Source organism: Amedibacillus sp. YH-ame6 (assembly GCF_053848845.1).
The window spans coordinates 1-22,318 of the sequence record NZ_JBSPEZ010000022.1 but is presented as its reverse complement, the minus strand read 5'-3'; the positions used below and the strand labels follow the sequence as shown (position 1 = coordinate 22,318).

Here is a 22,318-nt window from a genome sequence, read left to right as displayed (position 1 = left end):
CTTCTAACGTAACAATGTTTTGTTACACTCATATATTAGCATAACATTGTTACATTGTAAATAGATTTGTATAATTTTTTTTATTTTATACGAAACCGTTTTCACTTATCGGATAATAAAAGCATTCGAAAAAAGCTAGGTAAAAATTACCACAAAGTTATTGACCGGTGGTCATTTTAGGTTTAAACTAATACAATGTAATGATTAAGGAGGTACTTTTTATGGAGACACTAGATAAATCCGCACGTATTCAACAAGCTGCGATCGCCCTCTTCAAGGAACAAGGCGTAGAGTCTACTTCTGTTAATGAAATCGTAAAAAGAGCCAATGTAGCAAAAGGAACATTCTATTTGTATTACAAAGATAAGAGTGCTTTGATTTCGCAAATTCTAACAAAACAACATGGAACCTTAATCAATGAGATAGTCAATAGATCGTATGAGAAATCAAAGAAACAAGGATCTTGTTGGAAACAAACCTTTGTAGAAGAATTGATTCAAAATCATCGTTGTGATCCTTTGTTATTAAAGACCATTCAAAAAAATATGCCTTATATATTAGATACAGAAGAACATAGAAGTATTGTCTTTAAAGAAGTAGAACGCCTTGAAGAATTCTTGAGTCTATGGAAACGTGAAGGTGAAGAAGATCGTATGACATTGAATCGTATGATGTTGTTAATGGAAATTGTAAGTGTTATTTGTTACAATGCCCTATCCTTTGATCACCCAGATATATTAGAAAATTTATTACCTGAAGTAAAACGTGTAGCAAAATGCATTATGGATAGTGAGGTGGATATTCGTGAGTTATAAATTAGGAATCGATGTTGGATCTACAACATTAAAAGCTGTGGTCTTAAATGATCATGATGATATCATATACAAAAGTTATGAGCGTCATAAATCCAAAGTAAGAGAAATGAGTGTTACAAAAATTCAAGAGTTAAGAGAGTTACTTGAAGGACAAGAAATCACCTTAGCTATTACAGGGAGTGCTGGATTGGGTATCGCAAATGATGCCAACTTCCCTTTTGTACAAGAAGTGTTTGCTAGTGCACAAGCTGTAAAGAAATATTATCCACAAACTGATGTCGTAATTGAACTAGGTGGAGAAGATGCCAAAATCATCTTTTTAAGAGGCGCTTTAGAAGAACGTATGAATTCTACTTGTGCTGGTGGAACAGGAGCGTTTATCGACCAGATGGCTACCTTGTTGAATGTTGATTTAGAAACTATGGATACACTATCTTTGCAACATACAACCTTGTATCCAATTGCTTCTCGTTGTGGAGTATTTGCGAAAAGTGATGTACAACCCTTAATCAATCAAGGGTGTGAAAAAAGTAATTTAGCCGCAAGTATTTTTCAAGCCGTAGTGGATCAAAGCATTGCGGGTTTGGCCCAAGGACGTAACATTGAAGGAAATGTTTTATTTTTAGGTGGACCCCTTCATTTTATGAAGGGACTACAAGAGCGTTTCATGGAAACTTTACATCTAGATGATACACAAGCAAACTTTCCTGAATTATCCCCTTATTTCGTTGCTTTAGGAAGTGCTGTGTATGCAGGAAGTGAATCTAAGACATACCGTTATGATGAAATTTTAAAACGTATGCAAGAAATGTCTGTTAAGAAAGTAGAAACCGCTGGATTACCTACCCTATTTGAAAACGATGAAGAATACCTTGATTTTATAAATCGCCATCATCATGCGAAAGTAAAAAAAGCAGATATTCATACCTATATAGGAAATGCTTATCTTGGTATTGATGCAGGAAGTACAACTACAAAGCTTGTTTTGATTGATGAAGATTGTAAAATTTTATATGAAAGTTATACAAGCAACCAAGGAAATCCTGTAGATGTTATAAAACAAGAACTCTTAAACATCTATGAACAAATAGAAGATCGTATCAAGATTACACAAAGTGCTGTGACTGGATATGGAGAAGAACTAATCAAACGTGCTTTTCATTTAGATATCGGTATCGTGGAAACCATTGCACACTATACGGCTGCTAAACATTTTAATCCAAATGTTGATTTCATTATCGATATTGGTGGACAAGATATGAAGTGCTTTCGAATCAAAGATAATTCCATCGATGATATTTTACTAAACGAAGCTTGTTCGAGTGGTTGTGGAAGTTTCATTGAAACCTTTGCGAAAAGCATGGGGCATGATATTCAAGCTTTTGCACAAATGGGGCTTATGGGAAAACACCCTGTTGATTTAGGAACACGTTGTACTGTATTTATGAATTCTTCTGTAAAACAAGCACAGAAAAATGGTGCTTCTATGGAAGATATATCTGCTGGTTTATGTATGAGTGTCGTAAAGAACGCCCTATATAAAGTCATCCGTGCCAAGAGTGCAGATGATATTGGAAAAGAAATTGTTGTACAAGGTGGAACGTTCCTAAATGATACCGTACTACGAAGTTTTGAGATTGAATTAGGCAGACAAGTGATACGTCCTAGCATTGCCCATTTAATGGGAGCTTATGGAGCTGCCTTACTTGCGAAAGAAAAACACAAAGAAACAAGTACAATCCTTTCTCATGAAGACATCAAAAACTTTACACACACTTCCAAAGCCATTCATTGTGGTTTGTGTACCAATCGTTGTAATTTAACAGTGAACACGTTCTATGATGGTTCTAAACACATTGCAGGAAATAAGTGTGAACGTCCAATTACAGGAAAAGGAAACAGTGAAAAGCTTCCAAACTTATATGAATTTAAATATGAAGAACTTATGAAATTAAAAGGCTATCCTGGAGTTCGTGGAAAGATTGGCATCCCGATGGTACTCAATATGTATGACAACTTACCATTCTGGCATTCTTTCTTTACCAATCTTGGATATGAAGTCGTATTAAGTGATCGTTCAAGTAAGGCTTTATATGCTATGGGACAACACACGATATCTTCCGATACCATTTGTTATCCTGCAAAACTAGTACATGGACATATCCAATCCCTAATCAATAAAGGTATCTCTACAATCTTCTATCCTTGTATGAGTTATAACGTAAACGAAGGTATGGGTGATAATCACTATAATTGCCCTGTCGTTGCCTATTATCCAGAAGTAATCGAAGGAAATATGGATTTACAAACTACAAACTTCCTATATCCATATGTATACATGGACGATAAATCCACATTTGATAAAAAATTGTTTGCTTACTTCCAACAAAAACAAATGGGAATATCCTATCAAGAAGTACGTGCAGCTAGCACCCACGCCTATCTTGCCTATGATGCATATAAAGATAAAGTAAAAGAAGAAGGAACACGTGCTATTCAGTATGCAAAAGAGCATGGTAGAGATATGATTCTATTAGCAGGAAGACCTTACCATATTGATCCACAAGTAAATCATGGAATTCATCGCTTATTAAGTGATCTTGGCTGTGTAGTACTAAGTGAAGATTGTATTGAAAAACAACCAACCATGCCAAAACTACATACGTTAAATCAATGGACCTTCCACTCTCGCATGTATAACGCTGCACAATTTGTCACAACCCAAGAGAATATGGAACTCATTCAACTCGTTAGCTTTGGGTGTGGAATTGATTCCATTACATCAGATGAAGTCAAAGATTTATTAAGAGACAACAACAAATTATATACCCAAATAAAAATAGATGAAGTAGATAATTTAGGAGCTGTAAAGATCCGTTGTCGTTCCCTATTAGCCGCAATGGATGAAAGGAAGGGTGATGAAAAATGAATCGTGTAGAATTTACAAAAGAAATGAAAAAAACACATACTATTTTGGTTCCCATGATGTTACCTATTCATTTTGCATTCCTACAAAACATCTTACAAAAAGATGGTTATAAAGTAGAAATACTAAAAACAGAAGGACAACAAATCATTGATGAAGGTTTAAAAAATGTTCATAATGATACATGTTACCCTGCCTTATTGGTCATTGGTCAAATGATTGATGCGCTAAAAAGTGGAGCATATGATGTGGATCATGTAGCCCTTGCAATTACGCAAACAGGTGGAGGATGCCGTGCATCAAATTACATCCACCTTCTTCGTAAAGCATTGATACAAGCTGGCTTTGCACACGTACCAGTTATCTCCGTTAACTTTTCCAATCTAGAAAAGAACAGTGGATTTAAACTAACTCCAAAAATTTTATTACGCATCATATATGCCTTTTTATATTCTGATATGTTGATGTGGATTAAAAACCAATGTAAACCTTATGAAGTTATCAAAGGAAGTGCAGATGCGCTTGTTACAACATGGGTGGAAACAATCACTGCGCAATTTGATACCTTTCAGTTTCTACGTTTGAAGAAAAATTATAGAGAAATGCTTCATGATTTTGCTTCCATTGAACGTAGTACAAAACCAAAGATTCAAGTTGGCATTGTTGGTGAAATCTATATGAAATACGCTCCACTTGGAAATGGAGACTTAGAAGATTTCCTTATCAAAGAAGGATGTGAACCTGTCCTTTCTGGAGTCATGGATTTTGCATTATACTGTTTAGAAAATTCCTGTATTGACCATGAATACTACAACCACCATAAATGGAGTCATGTGTTCATACGATTAGCAAATACGTATATTCAACATTTACAAAGTTCTGCCAATATCACCATCAAAGAACAAGGTGTTTTTCGTGAACCAGATACCTTCAAAGAAGTTATTGCTTGTAGTGAAGGTATTATAAATCGTGGAAATAAGATGGGAGAAGGTTGGCTATTAACAAGTGAAATGGTTGCGCTTATCAAACAAGGAATCAATAATATTGTATGTTGTCAACCATTTGGCTGTCTACCGAATCATATTGTCGCTAAAGGAATGACAAGAAAACTAAAAACAATTTATCCAAATGCAAACATCGTTGCGGTTGATTATGATCCAAGCGCCACCAAGGTGAATCAAGAAAATCGTTTAAAGCTTATGTTATCTAACGCACGTATGAATGAACAATTTTATGGAAGCGATGAAGTAAAACTAGAACATGATAATGCACATGCGTATGCATATGAATCAAGATAAAACAAAACAGACACCATTTCGATTATGAGATGGTGTCTATTTCTTTTCTTAATTTATTCCTCTTTTGATAATACGATACTTGCAATACCACATAACAACCCAGCAATTGGGAAGACTAGCCAAGAACGATCCCAACTATCCCCCATAAAACTCCATGTAAGATACACAATCACTGCGCCAATCATAATGCACCCACACCATTTTCCAACCTTGCTTTCCCTCTTTGCCTTCGCAAGTTCTTCTTCACTTTTAGGAATGGTATCTGTAAACTTTGACTTCATCATACCGAAGTATACAAAGTTCACAACCGCAATATCAATCATGAACATCCAAACTCCATTTGCAATATTTTCAGCCACCATCAAATCCAACAGTATTTGAACAGCAAAGGATATCAAAATAATACCAACCCCTACAACCATAGAGATGCGATACTTACGCTCATTTTCTTCAATCTCTTCTTCCGTATAAATATTCTGTGGTTTTTTTGGATATTTCTTTTGGAAAGCATCGGATTGCATACCATAATAAATAAACACCAATACCCCAATCGCAACACATACAAAGAAAGTAATTCCTAATATTTCTTCCTGTTCACCTACAAAATATGGTTCTAAAAATGCCCCAGACACAATCCCCAACAATACCATGAAAACTCCAAAAGAGATTGCCTTTGCCATACGATTACAATGCAAATCATACTTTTGTATGCCTACCATATCTCTTTCGCTCACATCCCCTTTTAATAACTCATCCAAACTTGTACGAAACAAATCACATAAAGCCATCAGTTTATCCAATTCTGGATACCCACTTCCATTCTCCCACTTGCTAACAGCTTGTCTAGATACGTTTAGTTTATCTGCTAGCTCCTCTTGTGAATAGCCATTCTGTTTTCTTAATTCTCTTAAATTTTCCTCAAATTTCATCTTTTTCACCTCACCAATATCGTACCTATTTTACCCTTTAATCACTACCAACCTACGTTTGCACTTATGTAATTTTATGTCAACTTTGCGTTGCATATGCCTTATTTATCGCTGTATGCACTATATCTTATCATATTTTTAATAGTTCTAACAGATTGACTTCAATTTTCCAATATGATAGGATTGTTTTGTAATAAAAGGAGATTTTGATTATGAATACCATCATCCTTGATAAAATGAGAAGACGAAGCTGCTCTATGCATTTGGTAACGATGAAACATTGTATAGAGCAAAATAGATTCTAACTTCATCGAAACGAGCATACTTCATCCTATTATAGTAGGATATCTTTTTGCTTGTTTTGTGTAGGATGTTTCTTTTAGGCTGTGTACAGTGTGTACTACAGCTTTTATTTTGTATTATAAATACGTCAACTTATATTTGAAAGGAACTATATATTATGAATGCAACCCATTGGAAATCTTCCATTATCAAATTTTTAAGTGCTCAAACTATATCCCTTTTTGGATCTTCCATTGTACAATATGCAATTGTTTGGCACATCACTCTAACCACATCCTCAGGTACAATGCTTATGCTATCCACCTTATGTGGGTTTCTACCTCAGATAGTAATATCTTTATTTGCTGGTGTTTGGATTGATACGTATAATCGAAAAACATTGATTCAATTATCAGATAGTATCATTGCCCTATCTACTCTTTTATTAGCTCTACTTTTCTTAGCAGGATATCAAAACATGTATCTATTACTCACTGTACTTATGATACGCTCTGCGGGTACTGGAATACAAACACCTGCAGTAAATGCATTTATTCCTCAAATCGTTCCCCAGGAACACCTCATGAGAGTTCAAGGAATACAATCTACACTCTCTTCTATGATGATGTTTCTATCTCCAGCTATTGCGGGTGCCATTCTTTCTGTAACCTCATTAGAAGTCACCTTACTCATTGATGTGGTTACTGCGTGTATTGCGGTAGGGATTACCATCACAATCAAATACACACCCTACAAAAAACAAACGGAAACAAAGAATACATATATCGAAGATATCAAGAATGGCTTCTTATATCTAAAAACGAATCGTTTCATAAAAAGATTGCTTCTTTTTCAAATCATCATTTTAATCTTGATTAGCCCCTCTGCCTTTTTAACACCACTTATGGTAAGTAGAAGCTTTAGTAGTGAATTGTGGAGATTGACCGCAAGTGAAATGACATATAGTTTAGGAATGATTTTAGGAGGTGTTTTGATAGCCTCTTGGGGTGGTTTTAAACAAAAACTAAAAACAACCCTTCTTGCGGGAGGTATGTATGGAGCTTTCATGATTGGATTAGGTGGTTCTCCCATCTTTCTCATGTACCTTGTATGCAATACCCTCATTGGAATAACATCCCCTTGCTATAACGCACCAATTAGTGTAACAATACAACAGGAAGTCGAACCCCAAATGCAAGGAAGAATCTTTTCCTTTATGCAAATTGCGACCTCTTGTGCACTTCCCTTTGGTATGATGATATTTGGTCCTCTAGGTGATCAAATATCCATTCCTCTTATTCTAATTGTAACAGGAAGCATGGTTGTTTTACTATCCATATGTGCATGGAAGTTTCAATATTTAACACAACACTGAAAGAATGACTGGTTAGCGTACTGCATAACCAGTCATTTTATTCTATTTGCCAATCTATTTCCTTATTTCCATGATCTTTCAAAAAAGCATTTGCTTTTGAGAAATGACGACATCCAAAGAACCCATACTCTACACTATAAGGACTAGGATGTGAAGACATTAATATTAGGTGATTCTTATTCGTAATCAAATCTGCTTTCGCTTTTGCTTGTTTTCCCCATAACATAAAAACAAAAGGGTTTTTTCGCTCATTCAATTTTCGAATGATTTCATACGTTAGTATTTCCCATCCCTTACCGGCATGCAAATTCGCAACACCCCTTCGCACCGTTAGAACCGTATTGAGTAAAAGTACACCTTCCTTTGCCCATTTAATCAATTCCCCATGCCTTGGAATATTACACCCTACATCATGCTGTAACTCCTGATAAATATTAAGCAAAGAAGGTGGAATAGACACATCCTTCTTTACAGAAAAGCACAAGCCATGAGCTTGCCCTTCTCCATGATATGGATCTTGTCCTAAGATAACTACTTTTACATCTTGAAACGCAGTATACTTTAAAGCATTAAAAATATCATACATATTTGGATAGATGCTTTGTGTCTTATATTCATAAGCTAGAAAATTCCGCAATTTCAAATAATACTCTTTTTGAAATTCATCTTTTAATATAATGTCCCAATCATTTCCAATTTGCACCATAACTATACCCTCATCTTAGGAATTCATCATATCATATTTTTACTCTTTCTTGAACACTATAAAAAAAGAAGACAGATTGTCTTCTCATCACTTTCGCTTTGTGGCTTCTATAGAATCTTTTAAATCCGTTAGATACATCCAGCGATCCATCATTTCTTCCAATGATTCTTCAAGTTGTATCCGTTGTTCACTAAGATTTTGTAACCTCACAAAATCATCTCCACATTGTGCCATTTCTACATCGATTTCATCAATGTTTTGTTGTACTTTCTCGATATTGCTTTCCATATGTTCCAATTCTTGTTTTTCTTTTGTTGACATACGAACACTTACATTACTACGTGGTTTTTCTTCTTTCTTTACAGTCGTTGTGTTTGATTGATCCAACTCAATGTACGTACTATATCCACCGATGAACTGTTTGATATTTCCTCCTTGAAACACAAAGAGTTTATCACAAATACGATCTAAGAAATAACGATCATGGGAAACCACAATGATAGCTCCATTAAAATCATCCAAGTAATCTTCTAAAATTTGTAATGTCGCAATATCTAAATCATTGGTAGGTTCATCTAAGAATAAGATATTAGGAGCCTGCATTAATACCTTTAATAAATAAAGTCTTCTTCTTTCTCCTCCAGATAATCTTCCGATAGGAGTATATTGCATTTTCTTAGGGAAAAGGAATCGTTCTAACATTTGAGAAGCGCTATAAGTTCCCTCTGCAGTTTTCACTTCATTGCTCGTATCACGAATATAATCAATCACATTCTCTGACATATCCATGTCTTCATGTCCTTGTTTAAAATATGCTAAACGCACGGTTTCCCCATGTACAACTTCCCCTTCATCGGGTTGTAGTTCTTTGGAAAGAATGTGTAACAAAGTACTTTTTCCACACCCATTCACACCCAATATTCCTATACGATCATTTCGAGTCATCTGATACGAAAAGTCATGGAATAAGGTACGTTTACCATAACATTTACTAACTCCTTCTATTTCGATTGTTTTCTTTCCTAATCTAGAAGTAATGGTATCCAGTGTTACATTCTTTTGATCTTGTATCTTTCCCATATCATTCAGTTTATGGAAACGATCAATACGCTCTTTACTCTTTGTACCTCTTGCCTGTACACCAGCTCTCATCCAAGCCAATTCTTTACGTAAAATATTCTGACGTTTCTTTTCACTTGATAAAGCCATTTCTTCTCGTTGTGCCTTTAATTCAAGAAAGGTTGAATAGTTAGCTTCATAGGTATATAGTTTCGTTTGATCAATTTCTACAATCTTATCGCATATACGTTCTAAGAAGTATCGATCATGCGTTACCATCAACAATGCACGATTTGATTTTATCAAATATTTCTCTAACCATTCAATCATCTCGTTGTCTAGATGATTGGTTGGCTCATCTAAGATGAGCAAATCACACGGATTCAATAAAGCCCTTGCCAAAGCAACGCGTTTCTTTTGTCCGCCTGACAATTCTTCAATCTTAGCTTCCATTGTTTGCATACCCAATTTATTTAAGATTGCCTTTGCCTCAAATTCTTGTATCTCTTTATCTAATACTAAAATTTGATGTAAGATATCCAATCCTTTTTCAAATACAGGAGCTTGAGGAAGATATGAAATACGAAGACCATTCTTTTTGATAATCGTACCAGTTTCATATGTTTCTTCACCCGCTATAATTCTTAGCAAGGTTGTTTTTCCAGTACCATTGACTCCAATCAGCGCTATTTTATCATGATCTTCAATCGCAAGATCGATATCATCTACAATGCATTTTACATTCTGATGCTTTGTTATGTGTTCCATTGATATTAACATGTATTCATCCTCGATTTCTGTGTTCTATTTTATCATAGCGGACAAGAAAGAAAAAGAATTAGATTCCTTTTACTCTCATACCCTTTGGATATTTATTCTTTAATACTATACCATCACCCTTTGCATAAGCAATTGGATGGTGTTTCCAAGTTAAACAAGTATATCCTTTATACCCAGGAACTTGTAGCTAGTTTCCTTTTACGTAAGATAAACATTCTTCTTCTGACATATCATACACATTTTGATAGGCTTCTTCATAAACAGAAGAAGTATAAAAGTGTTGATGTGGTTCTATGCGGTTTTTTACTAATTCTCCCACAAGAGTACCTTGTCTAAGGATTTTTGTTTTTTTCAAAAGAACAAAGGGACTTTGTTTGATATACAATTTATCCCGTAATTGTACATGATATGGAGGAATGCTTGTGAGCTGCGTTTGTAGGAATTCTTTTACATATGGTGGAAGAATGTCGTTGGAGGCAACTTGTAATTTTGTAGATTCACTTTTGCCTTTCTTTTTTAGTTTGGCAACAAAATGACCTTCCCCTTTATCCATTGGTAAGATTCGAATCAATTTTTTTGTGTCTAAATCTTCATATGCTAACCCTGACCTTCCAAAGGAAACCTCTGGATCTATAAGTTGCATATCTGGATAGTTCTTTAGAAACTGTGCAATGACTTCTTCATTTTCTTCCATTGCATAGGTACAAGTGGAGTACACCAAGATGCCATCTCCCTTGAGTGCCATATATGCACTATCTAAAATATGTAACTGACGCATGGCACATGCATGCACATGTTCAACGCTCCAATCTTCCATCGCTTTACTATGTTTTTTGAACATGCCTTCACCACTACATGGTGCATCTACCAAAACACGATCAAAACAACCTTTCATCTCTTTACACAATACTTCAGGATGAGCATTGGTAATCATGCATTCGCTAAATCCTAGGCGTTCCATATTACTCAACAATATCTGCGCTCTTTTTGGTTCAATTTCATTACTTACTAAGAATCCACTATGATTTAATTGAGTCGCAATCTGTGTGCTCTTTCCACCAGGGGCAGCACACAAGTCCAATACCCAATCTCCTTTTTGGACATTTAATACTTCCACAGCAGAGCTTGCGCTAGGTTCCTGTAAGTAACAAAGACCTGCAAGGTGTGCTGGATGATTTCCAAGCGCTCGTGTATTCGATGGTATATAGAACGATTGCGTACAGATTGAAGAGGGAGATAATTCACATACATCCAACGATTGAAAATCTTCAATGCTTATTTTGGATGTATTTACTCGCAACCCTCGATATACTTCTTTATCAAGACTTTGTACATAGGCTTCATATTCCTCATGCAAATATTCTTTCATTCTGTTTAAAAATTGTTCCTTCATACCATTTCCTCTTTCCAATCACTATTCCACATCCATAAATTCCTCTTCAATTACATTGCTTTTCTTAATAGTTCTATGAAATGCTAATTTCAACACCATGACAACTACCAACAACAATAACAGAGGTAAAGCTAACGCATACAAAATCGTTGAGGATGCCGCCAACGACAAATATATAATCAAAATAAAGGTACCTAATGCTAAGGTTCCACATAACCATCCAAACAATGCTCGCATCCATAAGATGGACGTGAAGTATTGAATCATCATTTTCTTAAGAGCTGATTTTCTCTCTCCAAAAAGATAATAAATCGTACATTCATTGCGCATAAATCCAATGCTTGATTTTAATAAGAACACAAAAATACCTATGAAGACAAGAAGTGATATTCCCCCCATAGCAAACAACAATGCATCTAAATTCTTTAAGTCCACAACGAAGAATTTTAACAATGTTGAATTATACAAGAATGCATTATACGATGGTTCCTTATTCAAATAAGAAAGTGCTTTTTTCATCGTTGTTTCATCATCCGTATGAAAAAACACTTCTTTGACATACACGTTATCACTATTGTATGATTCGATTGCTTTAGGATTCACATAGGCAGTTCCCATTTGGCGATTATTCGCATATTCCTCTACATAATCATAACTCACTGGAATTACAAAGCCCTTGATTTTTTTATTAACACTCATAATATTGGTGCTAATGGGATTATTGTTTACTGTGTATGCTTGCATATTTATCTTTTTTCCGATCCATTCATTCGCGAACGTTTGAAATCCTTGTACCTTCTCTTCAAATGTTACATTCTCCTGGGAGAGTAAGTATAAATATTGACTGCGATATCCCATATCTAAAGCCATATCAAAATCCAATATAACTTCATCTTCACTAACATCATGATTATTTACAACTTCCTTACCATCATAATAATACATATTATGTTCTACGGTTAGGATATGTTGAAATTCACTTAATTCACGATTACCATAAATCAATCGCTTATATGATTTTTGAAATACTTGATCTTGAAGGATACGATAATTAGAAATGAATCCCTTTTTCACATAAAAACTATCTTGCATCATAGTTCCTGTTTCTATCTCTCCATTATATCCTTTCATATCCAATTCCATATTCATATTATCTTCATGTTGTGAAGGAAATATGCCTGTGATATCCATTGTATTGCCATACCAAGAAACGCTACATTGTAACATCTCTTCCATTTGTTCTTCACTATTTTGGAAAGATGTTCCTAGATAATCTTTTAATATGGTATACGCTTGTGAAGAGGATAAGGCAATCTCGTTATAGTTTTCTGGATAACGACCTACAATTTTCTTTAACCCAATATTGGAGGGACTATCTGCCTCTATGATGGTATACTCATCTAAAATATTTTTAACACTTGTATCAATGGTGGTACCATAGGCAAAAAACATAGATGCTTTAGGATCCACTGGATAATAGCCAAGAACTAATTGATCTCCTAATTTTTCTTTTAAGACTGATATATCGTCTTGATTCAAAGTCGCATAAAAATTATTCTTTATAATATTATCGTTGGATTTTGCGACTTTTTCCACTGCCACAATACTAGAACCTTTTTCTTTCATTAGTCGTGTTTGAATATCAATGATATTTAATGTAGTAGAAAAGATTGCGGTAGAAAGACAAATAAAAGCTACAATTCCCAACACGGATACACAACGAAGTTTCCAACGAATAAAGGTATGCATACGTTCTTGTAAATCTGTAATATTTGAACGGGTTAATTGAAATATATCCCGATTATGATTGATTTGTATAAAATCCTCTTCCTTAGCAATAGAATCAGAAAGAATATAACCATGTTCTATTTCTATAATACGATTACTAAAAGGATAACAACGCTGATCTCCAATCACAATGACAAGCATTTGACTTCTTACTTCTTCAAGTAATGGATAAAAGGATTCTAATTCCTGAGATGACAAAGGACAACTCTGTGTATCAAACACCAACATCATCGGTTGTCGAAGTACACATCGAAGCAACACCATTTTCCATTGTTCTTTGGTTGTTAAATCTTCCGCAAGGATATTTTGTTTATCATACAGTCCCCAGTTTATAAGTTCTTGTTCCATCTTATCACTAGGATATTCTAACCCCATTGTTACATTATAATAAACACTTTTGTCTTTTAATATTTGAAAATTATGAAAGAGTGAACTTACAAAAGTGGAGCGATAAACACTTCTTTCTTCTTCACTGAAGCTTTGCATAGATTGATTGTTATAGTGAAGTGTACCCCCTTCAGGTTGTTGAATGCCAGATAATACTTGTGCCAATGCATGGTGCAAAGAAGTTGAGTCTGTATGGATACATACGATACCTTGATTTGGTAGCGAAAAAGATGCACCTTTCAACAGCGTACGTTGTTTTTCATCGTGAATGTACAAACCTTCTACTTTAAGCATAGCATCACTCCTTACCATAAGGCTAATCTTAATGATTATCTTTGTCAATCCAATCGATGCGATTGTAAGAAAGATGTTAGAAATCTACTTGCTTATTTTACCATGTTTCCGGGTGTTGTAGAAGATAAACACAATCAAAGCTATATATTTTTCACTCTTGTATGAGGAAGTTCTATATAGATTATTTGCATATAACCAAACAAAATCGTTTACTCAACAAAAAAAGCTTTTCTAATACCCTATGTGGATACTCGATAAAGCTTTCGGAGTATAAAAAGTACGATAAACTGTAATAGCACTAACACAATTAAGACAACGGGTAGAAATAATACAATTCCAGTCATTTTATATAAAGCATAAATAAAACTGATTTTTGGAGGAGCGCCAACAAACATAAATTGGGTTTTTAAGCCAACATTTACAAAGAATGCAATGGTAAACATACTACATATAAGAATCGTATTCTTTTTTAAATGTACGTAGGACAATAGTCTTTGATCCTTTAATTGTATGAGCGCAAATAAAACAAAGGAACCATGCAAACAATAGAAATTGATTACACGATAAGAGAAGGCTGGATATAATTCAGAAATATTTGCAGGGTATATCATCGCAACACAACCTGCTACCAAACCAACTACACCTCCAAAGAAGCGCAAAGATTCCTTTTTCGTAAATATTGCAAGTGCATTCATGTATGCACATAAAGAACACAATTCAAGTGGTAAAATCTGAATCCAGACATCATGGGTGCAGTTGAACACTAACCACATTGTATATATGGCTTCCTCAATTAAAAAATAGCATGCCATATACGTTAAGAATTTATGCTTTTTCTCTTCGTTTTGATGATTATAAAAGCGATATAAAAAAACTATCAAAGCTACAACCAATCCTAAATATAGAACATGATAAAGTGAGAATGATAAAAATGCATTCTTTAGTTCCTTCATGTTTTCGTAAAATGTAAAAAAGTCCTTCATGCCATCACCACAATTAGTTTACCATATTTTTACATAATATGCTTTTTTATTTCTTGAACTCCGTCTTTTAATAGAACTTGAGCTATGTCCTATCTATCTGTTATAATTAAACGAGCATTAGGAAAAAGAGGTATCTTTATGAGAATCGATCATATCAGAATGGATGAAATCACATATAAAAAGCAAGAGTATTCTCCTGCTTTGTTGGAAAGTTTAAAACGTATTGGATTGAATTTTCCAATTCGTGTACGAATGCACCAAGATGGTTATGTATGCAGTGATGGAAATAAGCGTTTATCTGCAATCGAAGATATTCTAAAACAAGATCCAAATTTTTCTCGTTTTCAAACTATTAAAGTAATTATAGAGGAGTATGCACGAACAGCCGCTCCTCATAGTTTGCACAATCATCATTAAAACTCAATTTGTTCATCTTCATTAAACATTGTTTTATGTCCATAATATAAGGAGCAAAAGACAGATAAACATACTACCGTACAAATCGCGATCATAATTGCGATTTGATATAGGATAGCTGTTGTAGGAAGTGTTCCTGATAATATTTGTCCAGTCATCATACCTGGTAAAGAAACTATCCCCATACCAATCATAGAATTAAGTGTAGGTAAAAGTGCAGTTTCTAAGGCTTGTGCGACAAAAGGTTGCATAATTGCTTGAGGTCTTGCGCCAAAATTCAATAAAGCTTCCACTTGTTTTGTATTTGCCTTTAGCGACTCGCTAAAGGTTTTTAAACCTAAATTTAGTCCTGTCATGACATTACCGAAGATCATTCCACTCAATGGGATTGCATATTGAGGATCCCATAAATTTTCTTGTATAATACAAGTAATAAAAAATATGACAACACCCAATCCTGAACATGCCAAAGATAGTGCAATAATGATTTTAAAACGCTTGTTCAATTGTGGATTTCTTGAGAGTACGCGATGTATCGCAAACCCTACCATCACCACAATGTACAAAAATGTAAATATAGGATGATCGTGTTCGAATATATACATCAAAACAAAACCCGCAAGCATCAACTGTATACTCATTCGTATACTACCCAACAATAGCAATTTACTTTGTTGGATTTTACACTTCTTCATAATACCTAACACAATAAGTAATAAGACATAAATTAAGAAGAAGTTTGCGATATTAATCTGCGCTGCCGTTCTCATTTACATGCCCTCAATTCTATATGATTTTGCGCGAAGGTTTTGATTAAGGACGCATCATGACTGATTACTACCAATGTCATGTTATGTTCTTGTACGTAGTGTACAATATTGTGCATGACTTCTATTGATAACTCTGCTTGTAAAGCAGAAGTAGGTTCATCCAACAATAATACCTTTGGTTTTAAACTTAAGGCAATGCTTTGAAATATGCGTTGACGTTCTCCACCAGACATCGTATCACAACAGGTGTCTAAGGTTCCTTTGAAACAACAAATCTCTAAGTATTCTTTTATTTCTTCTTCCTTTGGGCATTCACTTTCATGATAGTCATGGAATTGCTTAAAGTTATCTACAATCGTATCTGAAAATAAGTACGGTACTTGAGAAACCATAAGTACATCTCTTCTCAACTGTATCTTGTCCATAGTATGTAAGTTTTTATCACGATAATAAATATCTCCACTGCTTTGTTTCACAGTGCCATTCAACAATTTAAATAACGTTGTCTTTCCACAACCACTATCTCCACTTATAAAAGCTATTTCATGTTCTTTTATATTGATATTTGGATATTTGATTCGATTAGCAAACATCACCTGTTGCATTCGTAAAATTTCCATTTCTCTTCTCCTAAAAATACGAACTCATGATATCATCACAAGAACGTATATACAAGTCATAATTTTACTTCTCTTCTTTTTGATGATAACAATTTTGTAAATGGACCATTTTTTCCGCAACCAATTTTCCCGCAAAAGACATAGTTGCCATTTTAATTGCCGTATTTTGTAATGTAATTCCCTCTAACATGAGAGTTCCTTCTCCATTTTTCAAATGTATCGCAACTGCTTTCATCGCTGCTTCTTGTTCCTCACAAAATAGATTAAAGGCCTCTTTCAATCCATTAATATTAGATTGATATTCAATTCCTTCCTTTACTTCTGTAATCGTTAATACTTGTTTCAATAAGGTGATTGCAATTAAATACGCAAGATGTATTTTATTATAACGTTTCTTTTCTGCTTTTGGTATAAGTTTAAGCTTTACATAGTTATTGATCATTGCGCTCGTTAAAATCGTGTCTTCTTTATCATCGAACAAGCTATGTACATATCCTTCTATCAACGTAATTACCTGATCCAAATATAAATCAAAGCTTGGTAATTCTTCCCATCGTGGCAAATGAAACTCTAGGAGTGTATCACTCCATATCTCAAGATCCTTCTTTAAACTCGTCATGTTCTCAACTTCTTTCGGTTTCTAATATTAGTATATAATATTATGAAGATTACCTCAAGGAAATTCACGCATACAACAAGCACAAAAAAAGACTGCGAACAGTCTTATCGTTTATATTTTTTCATGAATGGTTTCAATGCATTACATACGAGTAAACAAGATAATGCACCAAGTATTGCTTCGGCAATTCCATTGGTAGTAACAACTCCCAATAATACACCTACTAAAGCCGTATAAGAAATCCCTACCGCTTGTGCATAGGGTGCCCCAAAGAACACATAGATTCCTAATAATACAAGTACCGTATTGGTAATTGCGCCTGTTAATGCTCCTGCTACTACACTTACATGATCGTTAACTTTTTTCTTTTGTAATATTTCAAACATCCATCCTGCTAGAAAACCTAACAGAATTCTAGGGACAAATGCGATTAACAAGCTTGTCCAATTTCCACTCATAGTTCCAACGGTTATAAATGGTGAGAATACAAAGGATGTAATTCCAGGACGTAATGTTGCGTTAATAACACTGGTTAATCCAAATACAAAACCAAGTTGTGCTCCAGCTTTCTTACCAAATAAGATTGCCGCAATGATGACAGGAATGTGCATCGTTGTTAAACTCAATGGTCCAATTGCTAGATAGCCAAGTGGTGTTACCACCAATACTACCTGTATGGCTAAAAAAAGTGCCATAAAAGACATGTACTGCGTTTTCTTTGTTTTCATTTTTCCTCCACTATCGCTCACTTAGGATGCGATGTCTTTCTTGGTGTCTATCGTAAGCGTCCCGTTTTTATAAGCGTCGATCGATCACTTTAAAACATCTTCTTCTTACTCGGACGGTATCATTATATTACAGTTTTTTCCTAATGAATATATTTTTTGAGCAAAAAAATAAAGTAAGCGATTTCATTCACTTACTTATATAAATCTTGATACGATAATAGCCCGTACGCCCCTGTTGTTTCTTTTACTGCACGATTGACAGCCTTTGCCATTACATCACATGCCATCACACCAATTGCATCAAGATTTGCCTCTACTTCTCCTGTACTAACTACAAAGATAGTATCTCCATCACTCATCGTATGTACAGGATGAATCGAACGTGCATATCCATTATGCGCAATTCCAGCAATCTTTGTACATTGTGCTTTATTAAGTATGGCATTTGTCACGATTACACCAATGGTAGTATTGGTATTTGTGATAGACGCCATTTGTTCAATTTGTGCATAAATAACTTCTTCTGCAGGGAGAATCTGTTTATTAGTTGCGTCATAAATCCCAGCCAATTGTTCATTACTTTGATAATCCACAACATTACCACATGCATTTACCGCAACAAGTGCTGCCACTTGTACATTTCCAACTTGTATTCCACAACTGCCTTGTCCACTTTTCATCGCATGATCAAATCCCATGACTTTTCCAACACTTGCACCAGTTCCTGCTCCATAATTTCCTTCTCGTACAATGTTTTGTTCACTATTCACACAAGCTTGATACCCCATAGCTTTATCGGGGCGACACTTTGGATCTCCTACAGAAAGATCGAACAAAGACGCTCCACATACAATAGGAATATATGCTACTTTCATATCAAACCCACATTTATGCTCCTCTAAATATTGCATAGCACCACTTGCCGCATCTAACCCAAAAGCACTTCCTCCAGACAACATCACTGCATGGATTTTCTCTACCATATTAATAGGATTCAATAAATCCGTTTCTCTTGTTGCTGGACCGCCCCCTCTTACATCCACACCCGCAACAGCACCATCTTTACATAACACAACACTGCATCCACTTCCCCCAATGTTATCTTGCGCTTGTCCAATCTGTATTCCCTTTATATCTGTAATCTTTATTTCTTTCACAATGATCACCTCTCCTCTAATTGTATCGTAAACAATACACAAAATACAGAGAAAACGTACCAGAACATACAAATCTGTTATACTATACATACACAGGAGGAATACATATATGCTAGTAGAAAAAGCAACCAATCCAAATCGTTTCCTTTGCATACTAATTGGTGGATGGTGTATCCTTTGTATGGTTGGATTTATAGGAGGTATCCTATCTTTATTTCCTGGGGATAAAATGGGCGAACATGGGTATCGAATGGTCATTAGTTTGGCAGTTATCTTATTCTCTGTATGCGCATTGATACTTCCTTTTTTATGCTTTATCACCATTATGGACTTCCCTTTTTTTAATAGAAACAAAAAACTTAGTAAGCGTAATAAGAAAAAACAAAGACAATGGTTATTTCGTGTACTACTACATTGCATTGTACATATAATCGTGTTTTATCTAGCACTTTTTGGACTAGCATTCATAGTCATGGAGGAAAGAAGTACATTTACAGTATTACTGGGTATTTGTATTTGGGTAGGAATTTTCTTCCTAATGCGTAAGTTTTATACATATTGTCGTACTCATAAAGTAAAGATGGCTGACTCCTACAGCATAATTATGTTAGGTGCTTGGATTCTCACGTTGGCACTTGGATGGGGTGGGATTTATAATTCCTATCGCGCAATTATGGATTCTCAATATTTGCAACATCCTAGAGAACTTACACTTACATCCTATAAAATATATAGAGGAAATTCTTTCCGTTCTAAATTTTATTACAATTTAGATGGATTCGATACAAATGGTAATGAAGTTTCCTTCAAACTTGATTATGAACCTGCACAGCCTTTTGTAGAGAACAAACCTAAACTAATTCGTGTGTATTATTTACCATATACGAACGTAGTCATGTTTATAAAATAATGAAAAGAAATCGAATTACTTTGCTTCATAAGAGTTCTACATAAGAGGATCGTAAAAAAACATGCCATTTTGACAATGCCATTAAGTTAATAGAACATAGGGTTACATCAAATCATGAAAAATGTAAAACGATGAATAGTTTTAGTTAGTTAATTAGAATTAGATACAATGAAAAGAAGTTCTGATGATGAACTTTTTTTCAAATATGTGCTATAATACAAATGTCGTTACGAGAAGCGATAATTAAATCGTATGTAGCTCTTAGTTTTCATCTTTCGCTCAACATGTCGGTCAGGACGTATTGGCAAAAGCTCACTACGAATTAAGGGTCTATAAAAAATTGTGAGGATATGCTATAAAAAATGTGTGGAAAGACTATAAATGTTTAAGTGTTTAGTCTTTAAAAAATAGTGTGGAATTGCTATGAAAAATTATGTGTTTAAAAAGGCGTGTAGTCATAAGATTGCGCGCCTTTGTGCCGATCAAATAATACTTGATTATTTTAATTTGAATGTATCATTTTTGTTAAGACAATACATGATTCTATTTCTAAAACGTGTAAAATTAGTAAATCCATTTGCATTGAAAACTAATACCTTTATTAATCGGTTTTTTGCTTCAATCGGTCCATTAGAAATACGTTTGCCTTCATTTTTTATAAATGAATTTAGAATTTCCTGTTTCCAATTTTGCAACATCATATGGATTTCTTCAAATTCAGGAATTTGAGATTCTATAAATTGATTAATTATACCATCAAGCCAAGCTTCTGCATCTGAGAAAGCAGCCGACTCATTGAAATATAAATAATTTTGCATAAGATCATATGCAATTTTTATTTCTGGAGATTTATCAAAGATTAGATTTAAGATTTGGCGTAAGTTCAAGTAGCGGCATAATCGTTTATTGTATTTGGCCTCATTATCTAAATTGATATTCTTACGAAATAAAATATTTCGAAATTTTGATAAGAGATAGACAAGTTCATCGTCTTTAGTATTTCTTCTAACACGTAGTCTGATTTTATTAAACTGTTCAGTAATGTGTTTAATGACATGAAAAGAGTCTACACCAATAATAGCATTTTTTAAATAATACGTAGCAATGATTTTATATGGTTCATACATGTCGATAGAAACGTATTCAACACTAGAAAGCTCACTCTTATCAAATGCTTGAAAGTAATGATGTAGATAGTTTTTAGTACGATCTGGAAGAACATCTACAACAACACCAGATTCAAAGTCAAGTAGCAAACAGGCATAAAGGGAATCATAGTTGGATGAAGGAAAATAGAACTCATCCATTGAAAGAATCTTGGGAAGCTTTTTTCGTTCGATAGAAACGTAAGCGTCAAAAATATGTAGAACTTGAGTACAAGAAAGATCATGTCTTTGGGCAACTGAAGAATAAGTAGAACGAATACTCTTTAAGTCAATTAGAACGTTTATAATAGTTTCCGTAGTCATGTTGGAGTTTAGCGAAGCAAATGGATTTAATTCTGAGAAAGAGGAAGAACAATCCCTACATTTGAAACGATGTGCATAGTAAAGTATGAAACACTTCCTATTTTTCAAAGTAGAATGATTTAGTTTCTTTTTATAGAATCCATTCGAGACAATAGATTCACTCCCACATAATGGACAAGCAAACGTTGTGTTACGTAACTTGATAATGAAAGTAATTGTTCCGTCATCAGATTTAAAAGAATCGCATTTATCAATGAGTGATTCTTCTAAATTGAGTATGTCTGTGATAAACTTAGTATTGGGCATATACGCCCTCCTTTCTTTTTAAATGATCGGCAAAATCAATTATAAAAGAAAGGGCTTTTTTTGAATAGAAACCACATGAAAAATAAAAGGCTATCCACATAATAATTTATATGGAAGCCACTGAATATATTATCAACATGATTGTTTATAGGACACACTCAAACACACAAGTATTTATATACGCCGAATTAATTCATCCAGATTAGGTGGTATTCCACCTTTTCTTTTACTCGCATCACGGATTAAATGAACTCCTCTCGTAACATTTATTGCGTACTTCCATTTGCTTTTTATACTGAGCGCTTTC

At 34.4% G+C, this 22,318-nt stretch carries 18 protein-coding genes and 1 pseudogene; 6 read left to right on the top strand and 13 right to left on the bottom strand.

Annotation, left to right across the window (positions count from 1 at the left end):
* Window positions 1–221: 221 nt before the first annotated feature.
* Genes ACWG0P_RS12840 through ACWG0P_RS12830 form a run of 3 tightly spaced genes read left to right on the top strand, consistent with a single transcriptional unit; the run spans window position 222 to window position 5,039 of the window.
* Window positions 222–815, top strand: coding sequence for a TetR/AcrR family transcriptional regulator (locus ACWG0P_RS12840; protein ID WP_455802054.1), 594 nt, complete (start codon window positions 222–224; stop codon window positions 813–815).
* The gene (locus ACWG0P_RS12835) at window positions 805–3,744 is read left to right on the top strand and encodes an acyl-CoA dehydratase activase-related protein (protein ID WP_455802053.1); all 2,940 of its coding nucleotides are present in this window, start codon (window positions 805–807) and stop codon (window positions 3,742–3,744) included. Before ACWG0P_RS12840 ends, ACWG0P_RS12835 begins: the two co-directional genes overlap by 11 nt.
* On the top strand, window positions 3,741–5,039 hold the full coding sequence (locus tag ACWG0P_RS12830; protein ID WP_455802052.1) for a 2-hydroxyglutaryl-CoA dehydratase: 1,299 nt from the start codon (window positions 3,741–3,743) through the stop codon (window positions 5,037–5,039). The genes ACWG0P_RS12835 and ACWG0P_RS12830 overlap by 4 nt, the downstream gene beginning before the upstream one ends.
* A 53-nt stretch (window positions 5,040–5,092) precedes the next feature.
* Here the strand turns inward: ACWG0P_RS12830 and ACWG0P_RS12825 are convergent, their stop codons facing one another.
* Window positions 5,093–5,968, bottom strand: a complete 876-nt coding sequence (locus ACWG0P_RS12825; RefSeq protein WP_455802051.1) for a helix-turn-helix domain-containing protein — start codon at window positions 5,966–5,968, stop codon at window positions 5,093–5,095.
* A gap of 460 nt (window positions 5,969–6,428) precedes the next feature.
* Between ACWG0P_RS12825 and ACWG0P_RS12820 the strand changes: the two genes are divergently transcribed.
* Window positions 6,429–7,625: an MFS transporter gene (locus ACWG0P_RS12820; protein ID WP_455802050.1), complete on the top strand. Its 1,197-nt coding sequence runs from the start codon at window positions 6,429–6,431 to the stop codon at window positions 7,623–7,625.
* 37 nt (window positions 7,626–7,662) lie between these two features.
* Here ACWG0P_RS12820 and ACWG0P_RS12815 read toward each other — a convergent pair whose 3' ends face one another.
* The 6 genes and pseudogenes from ACWG0P_RS12815 to ACWG0P_RS12790 form a co-directional block, all read right to left on the bottom strand.
* A complete protein-coding gene (locus tag ACWG0P_RS12815) occupies window positions 7,663–8,331 on the bottom strand; it encodes a uracil-DNA glycosylase (RefSeq protein ID WP_455802049.1) in 669 nt (222 codons plus the stop codon).
* An 87-nt stretch (window positions 8,332–8,418) separates the two neighbouring features.
* Entirely contained in the window at window positions 8,419–10,170 is a 1,752-nt protein-coding gene (locus ACWG0P_RS12810) for an ABC-F family ATP-binding cassette domain-containing protein (RefSeq protein WP_455802048.1), read from the bottom strand.
* 58 nt (window positions 10,171–10,228) lie between these two features.
* A pseudogene (locus ACWG0P_RS12805) lies at window positions 10,229–10,336 on the bottom strand (methyltransferase RsmF C-terminal domain-like protein); the annotation flags it as partial.
* 21 nt (window positions 10,337–10,357) lie between these two features.
* A complete protein-coding gene (locus ACWG0P_RS12800; protein WP_455802047.1) occupies window positions 10,358–11,563 on the bottom strand; it encodes an RsmF rRNA methyltransferase first C-terminal domain-containing protein in 1,206 nt (401 codons plus the stop codon).
* Window positions 11,564–11,584: 21 nt separating this feature from the next.
* The gene (locus ACWG0P_RS12795) at window positions 11,585–14,032 is read right to left on the bottom strand and encodes a hypothetical protein (protein ID WP_455802046.1); all 2,448 of its coding nucleotides are present in this window, start codon (window positions 14,030–14,032) and stop codon (window positions 11,585–11,587) included.
* Window positions 14,033–14,271: 239 nt separating this feature from the next.
* Window positions 14,272–14,985 (bottom strand): TMEM164 family acyltransferase, encoded by a 714-nt coding sequence (locus tag ACWG0P_RS12790; protein ID WP_455802045.1) that lies wholly within the window; start codon window positions 14,983–14,985, stop codon window positions 14,272–14,274.
* A 168-nt stretch (window positions 14,986–15,153) separates the two neighbouring features.
* Here ACWG0P_RS12790 and ACWG0P_RS12785 point away from each other — a divergent pair, with 168 nt between their 5' ends.
* Window positions 15,154–15,432: a hypothetical protein gene (locus ACWG0P_RS12785; protein WP_455802044.1), complete on the top strand. Its 279-nt coding sequence runs from the start codon at window positions 15,154–15,156 to the stop codon at window positions 15,430–15,432.
* On the opposite strand, the gene ACWG0P_RS12780 is transcribed toward ACWG0P_RS12785, so the two are convergent.
* The 5 genes from ACWG0P_RS12780 to ACWG0P_RS12760 form a co-directional block, all read right to left on the bottom strand.
* Window positions 15,429–16,202 (bottom strand): ABC transporter permease, encoded by a 774-nt coding sequence (locus tag ACWG0P_RS12780; RefSeq protein ID WP_455802043.1) that lies wholly within the window; start codon window positions 16,200–16,202, stop codon window positions 15,429–15,431. The two genes, ACWG0P_RS12785 and ACWG0P_RS12780, sit on opposite strands and share 4 nt — an antisense overlap.
* Entirely contained in the window at window positions 16,199–16,822 is a 624-nt protein-coding gene (locus ACWG0P_RS12775) for an ABC transporter ATP-binding protein (protein ID WP_455802042.1), read from the bottom strand. Before ACWG0P_RS12775 ends, ACWG0P_RS12780 begins: the two co-directional genes overlap by 4 nt.
* Before the next feature lie 64 nt (window positions 16,823–16,886).
* Complete coding sequence (locus ACWG0P_RS12770) at window positions 16,887–17,441, bottom strand: DUF1836 domain-containing protein (RefSeq protein WP_455802041.1); 555 nt, start codon at window positions 17,439–17,441, stop codon at window positions 16,887–16,889.
* A gap of 104 nt (window positions 17,442–17,545) precedes the next feature.
* A complete protein-coding gene (locus tag ACWG0P_RS12765; RefSeq protein ID WP_455802040.1) occupies window positions 17,546–18,169 on the bottom strand; it encodes an ECF transporter S component in 624 nt (207 codons plus the stop codon).
* A gap of 191 nt (window positions 18,170–18,360) precedes the next feature.
* The gene (locus ACWG0P_RS12760; protein ID WP_455802039.1) at window positions 18,361–19,326 is read right to left on the bottom strand and encodes a P1 family peptidase; all 966 of its coding nucleotides are present in this window, start codon (window positions 19,324–19,326) and stop codon (window positions 18,361–18,363) included.
* Window positions 19,327–19,435: 109 nt separating this feature from the next.
* Here ACWG0P_RS12760 and ACWG0P_RS12755 point away from each other — a divergent pair, with 109 nt between their 5' ends.
* The gene (locus tag ACWG0P_RS12755) at window positions 19,436–20,236 is read left to right on the top strand and encodes a hypothetical protein (RefSeq protein ID WP_455802038.1); all 801 of its coding nucleotides are present in this window, start codon (window positions 19,436–19,438) and stop codon (window positions 20,234–20,236) included.
* A gap of 497 nt (window positions 20,237–20,733) precedes the next feature.
* On the opposite strand, the gene ACWG0P_RS12750 is transcribed toward ACWG0P_RS12755, so the two are convergent.
* Window positions 20,734–22,011 (bottom strand): ISL3 family transposase, encoded by a 1,278-nt coding sequence (locus tag ACWG0P_RS12750; protein WP_455802037.1) that lies wholly within the window; start codon window positions 22,009–22,011, stop codon window positions 20,734–20,736.
* Window positions 22,012–22,318 lie beyond the last annotated feature (307 nt).

Excerpts from the sequence above, each read along its gene's own strand:
- ACWG0P_RS12840 (WP_455802054.1), top strand. The coding sequence starts at position 222 with ATGGAGACACTAGATAAATCCGCACGTATTCAACAAGCTGCGATCGCC.
- ACWG0P_RS12830 (WP_455802052.1), top strand. The coding sequence starts at position 3,741 with ATGAATCGTGTAGAATTTACAAAAGAAATGAAAAAAACACATACTATT.
- ACWG0P_RS12825 (WP_455802051.1), bottom strand. The coding sequence starts at position 5,968 with ATGAAATTTGAGGAAAATTTAAGAGAATTAAGAAAACAGAATGGCTAT.
- ACWG0P_RS12820 (WP_455802050.1), top strand. The coding sequence starts at position 6,429 with ATGAATGCAACCCATTGGAAATCTTCCATTATCAAATTTTTAAGTGCT.
- ACWG0P_RS12815 (WP_455802049.1), bottom strand. The coding sequence starts at position 8,331 with ATGGTGCAAATTGGAAATGATTGGGACATTATATTAAAAGATGAATTT.
- ACWG0P_RS12810 (WP_455802048.1), bottom strand. The coding sequence starts at position 10,170 with ATGTTAATATCAATGGAACACATAACAAAGCATCAGAATGTAAAATGC.
- ACWG0P_RS12800 (WP_455802047.1), bottom strand. The coding sequence starts at position 11,563 with ATGAAGGAACAATTTTTAAACAGAATGAAAGAATATTTGCATGAGGAA.
- ACWG0P_RS12795 (WP_455802046.1), bottom strand. The coding sequence starts at position 14,032 with ATGCTTAAAGTAGAAGGTTTGTACATTCACGATGAAAAACAACGTACG.
- ACWG0P_RS12790 (WP_455802045.1), bottom strand. The coding sequence starts at position 14,985 with ATGAAGGAACTAAAGAATGCATTTTTATCATTCTCACTTTATCATGTT.
- ACWG0P_RS12785 (WP_455802044.1), top strand. The coding sequence starts at position 15,154 with ATGAGAATCGATCATATCAGAATGGATGAAATCACATATAAAAAGCAA.
- ACWG0P_RS12780 (WP_455802043.1), bottom strand. The coding sequence starts at position 16,202 with ATGAGAACGGCAGCGCAGATTAATATCGCAAACTTCTTCTTAATTTAT.
- ACWG0P_RS12775 (WP_455802042.1), bottom strand. The coding sequence starts at position 16,822 with ATGGAAATTTTACGAATGCAACAGGTGATGTTTGCTAATCGAATCAAA.
- ACWG0P_RS12770 (WP_455802041.1), bottom strand. The coding sequence starts at position 17,441 with ATGACGAGTTTAAAGAAGGATCTTGAGATATGGAGTGATACACTCCTA.
- ACWG0P_RS12765 (WP_455802040.1), bottom strand. The coding sequence starts at position 18,169 with ATGAAAACAAAGAAAACGCAGTACATGTCTTTTATGGCACTTTTTTTA.
- ACWG0P_RS12755 (WP_455802038.1), top strand. The coding sequence starts at position 19,436 with ATGCTAGTAGAAAAAGCAACCAATCCAAATCGTTTCCTTTGCATACTA.
- ACWG0P_RS12750 (WP_455802037.1), bottom strand. The coding sequence starts at position 22,011 with ATGCCCAATACTAAGTTTATCACAGACATACTCAATTTAGAAGAATCA.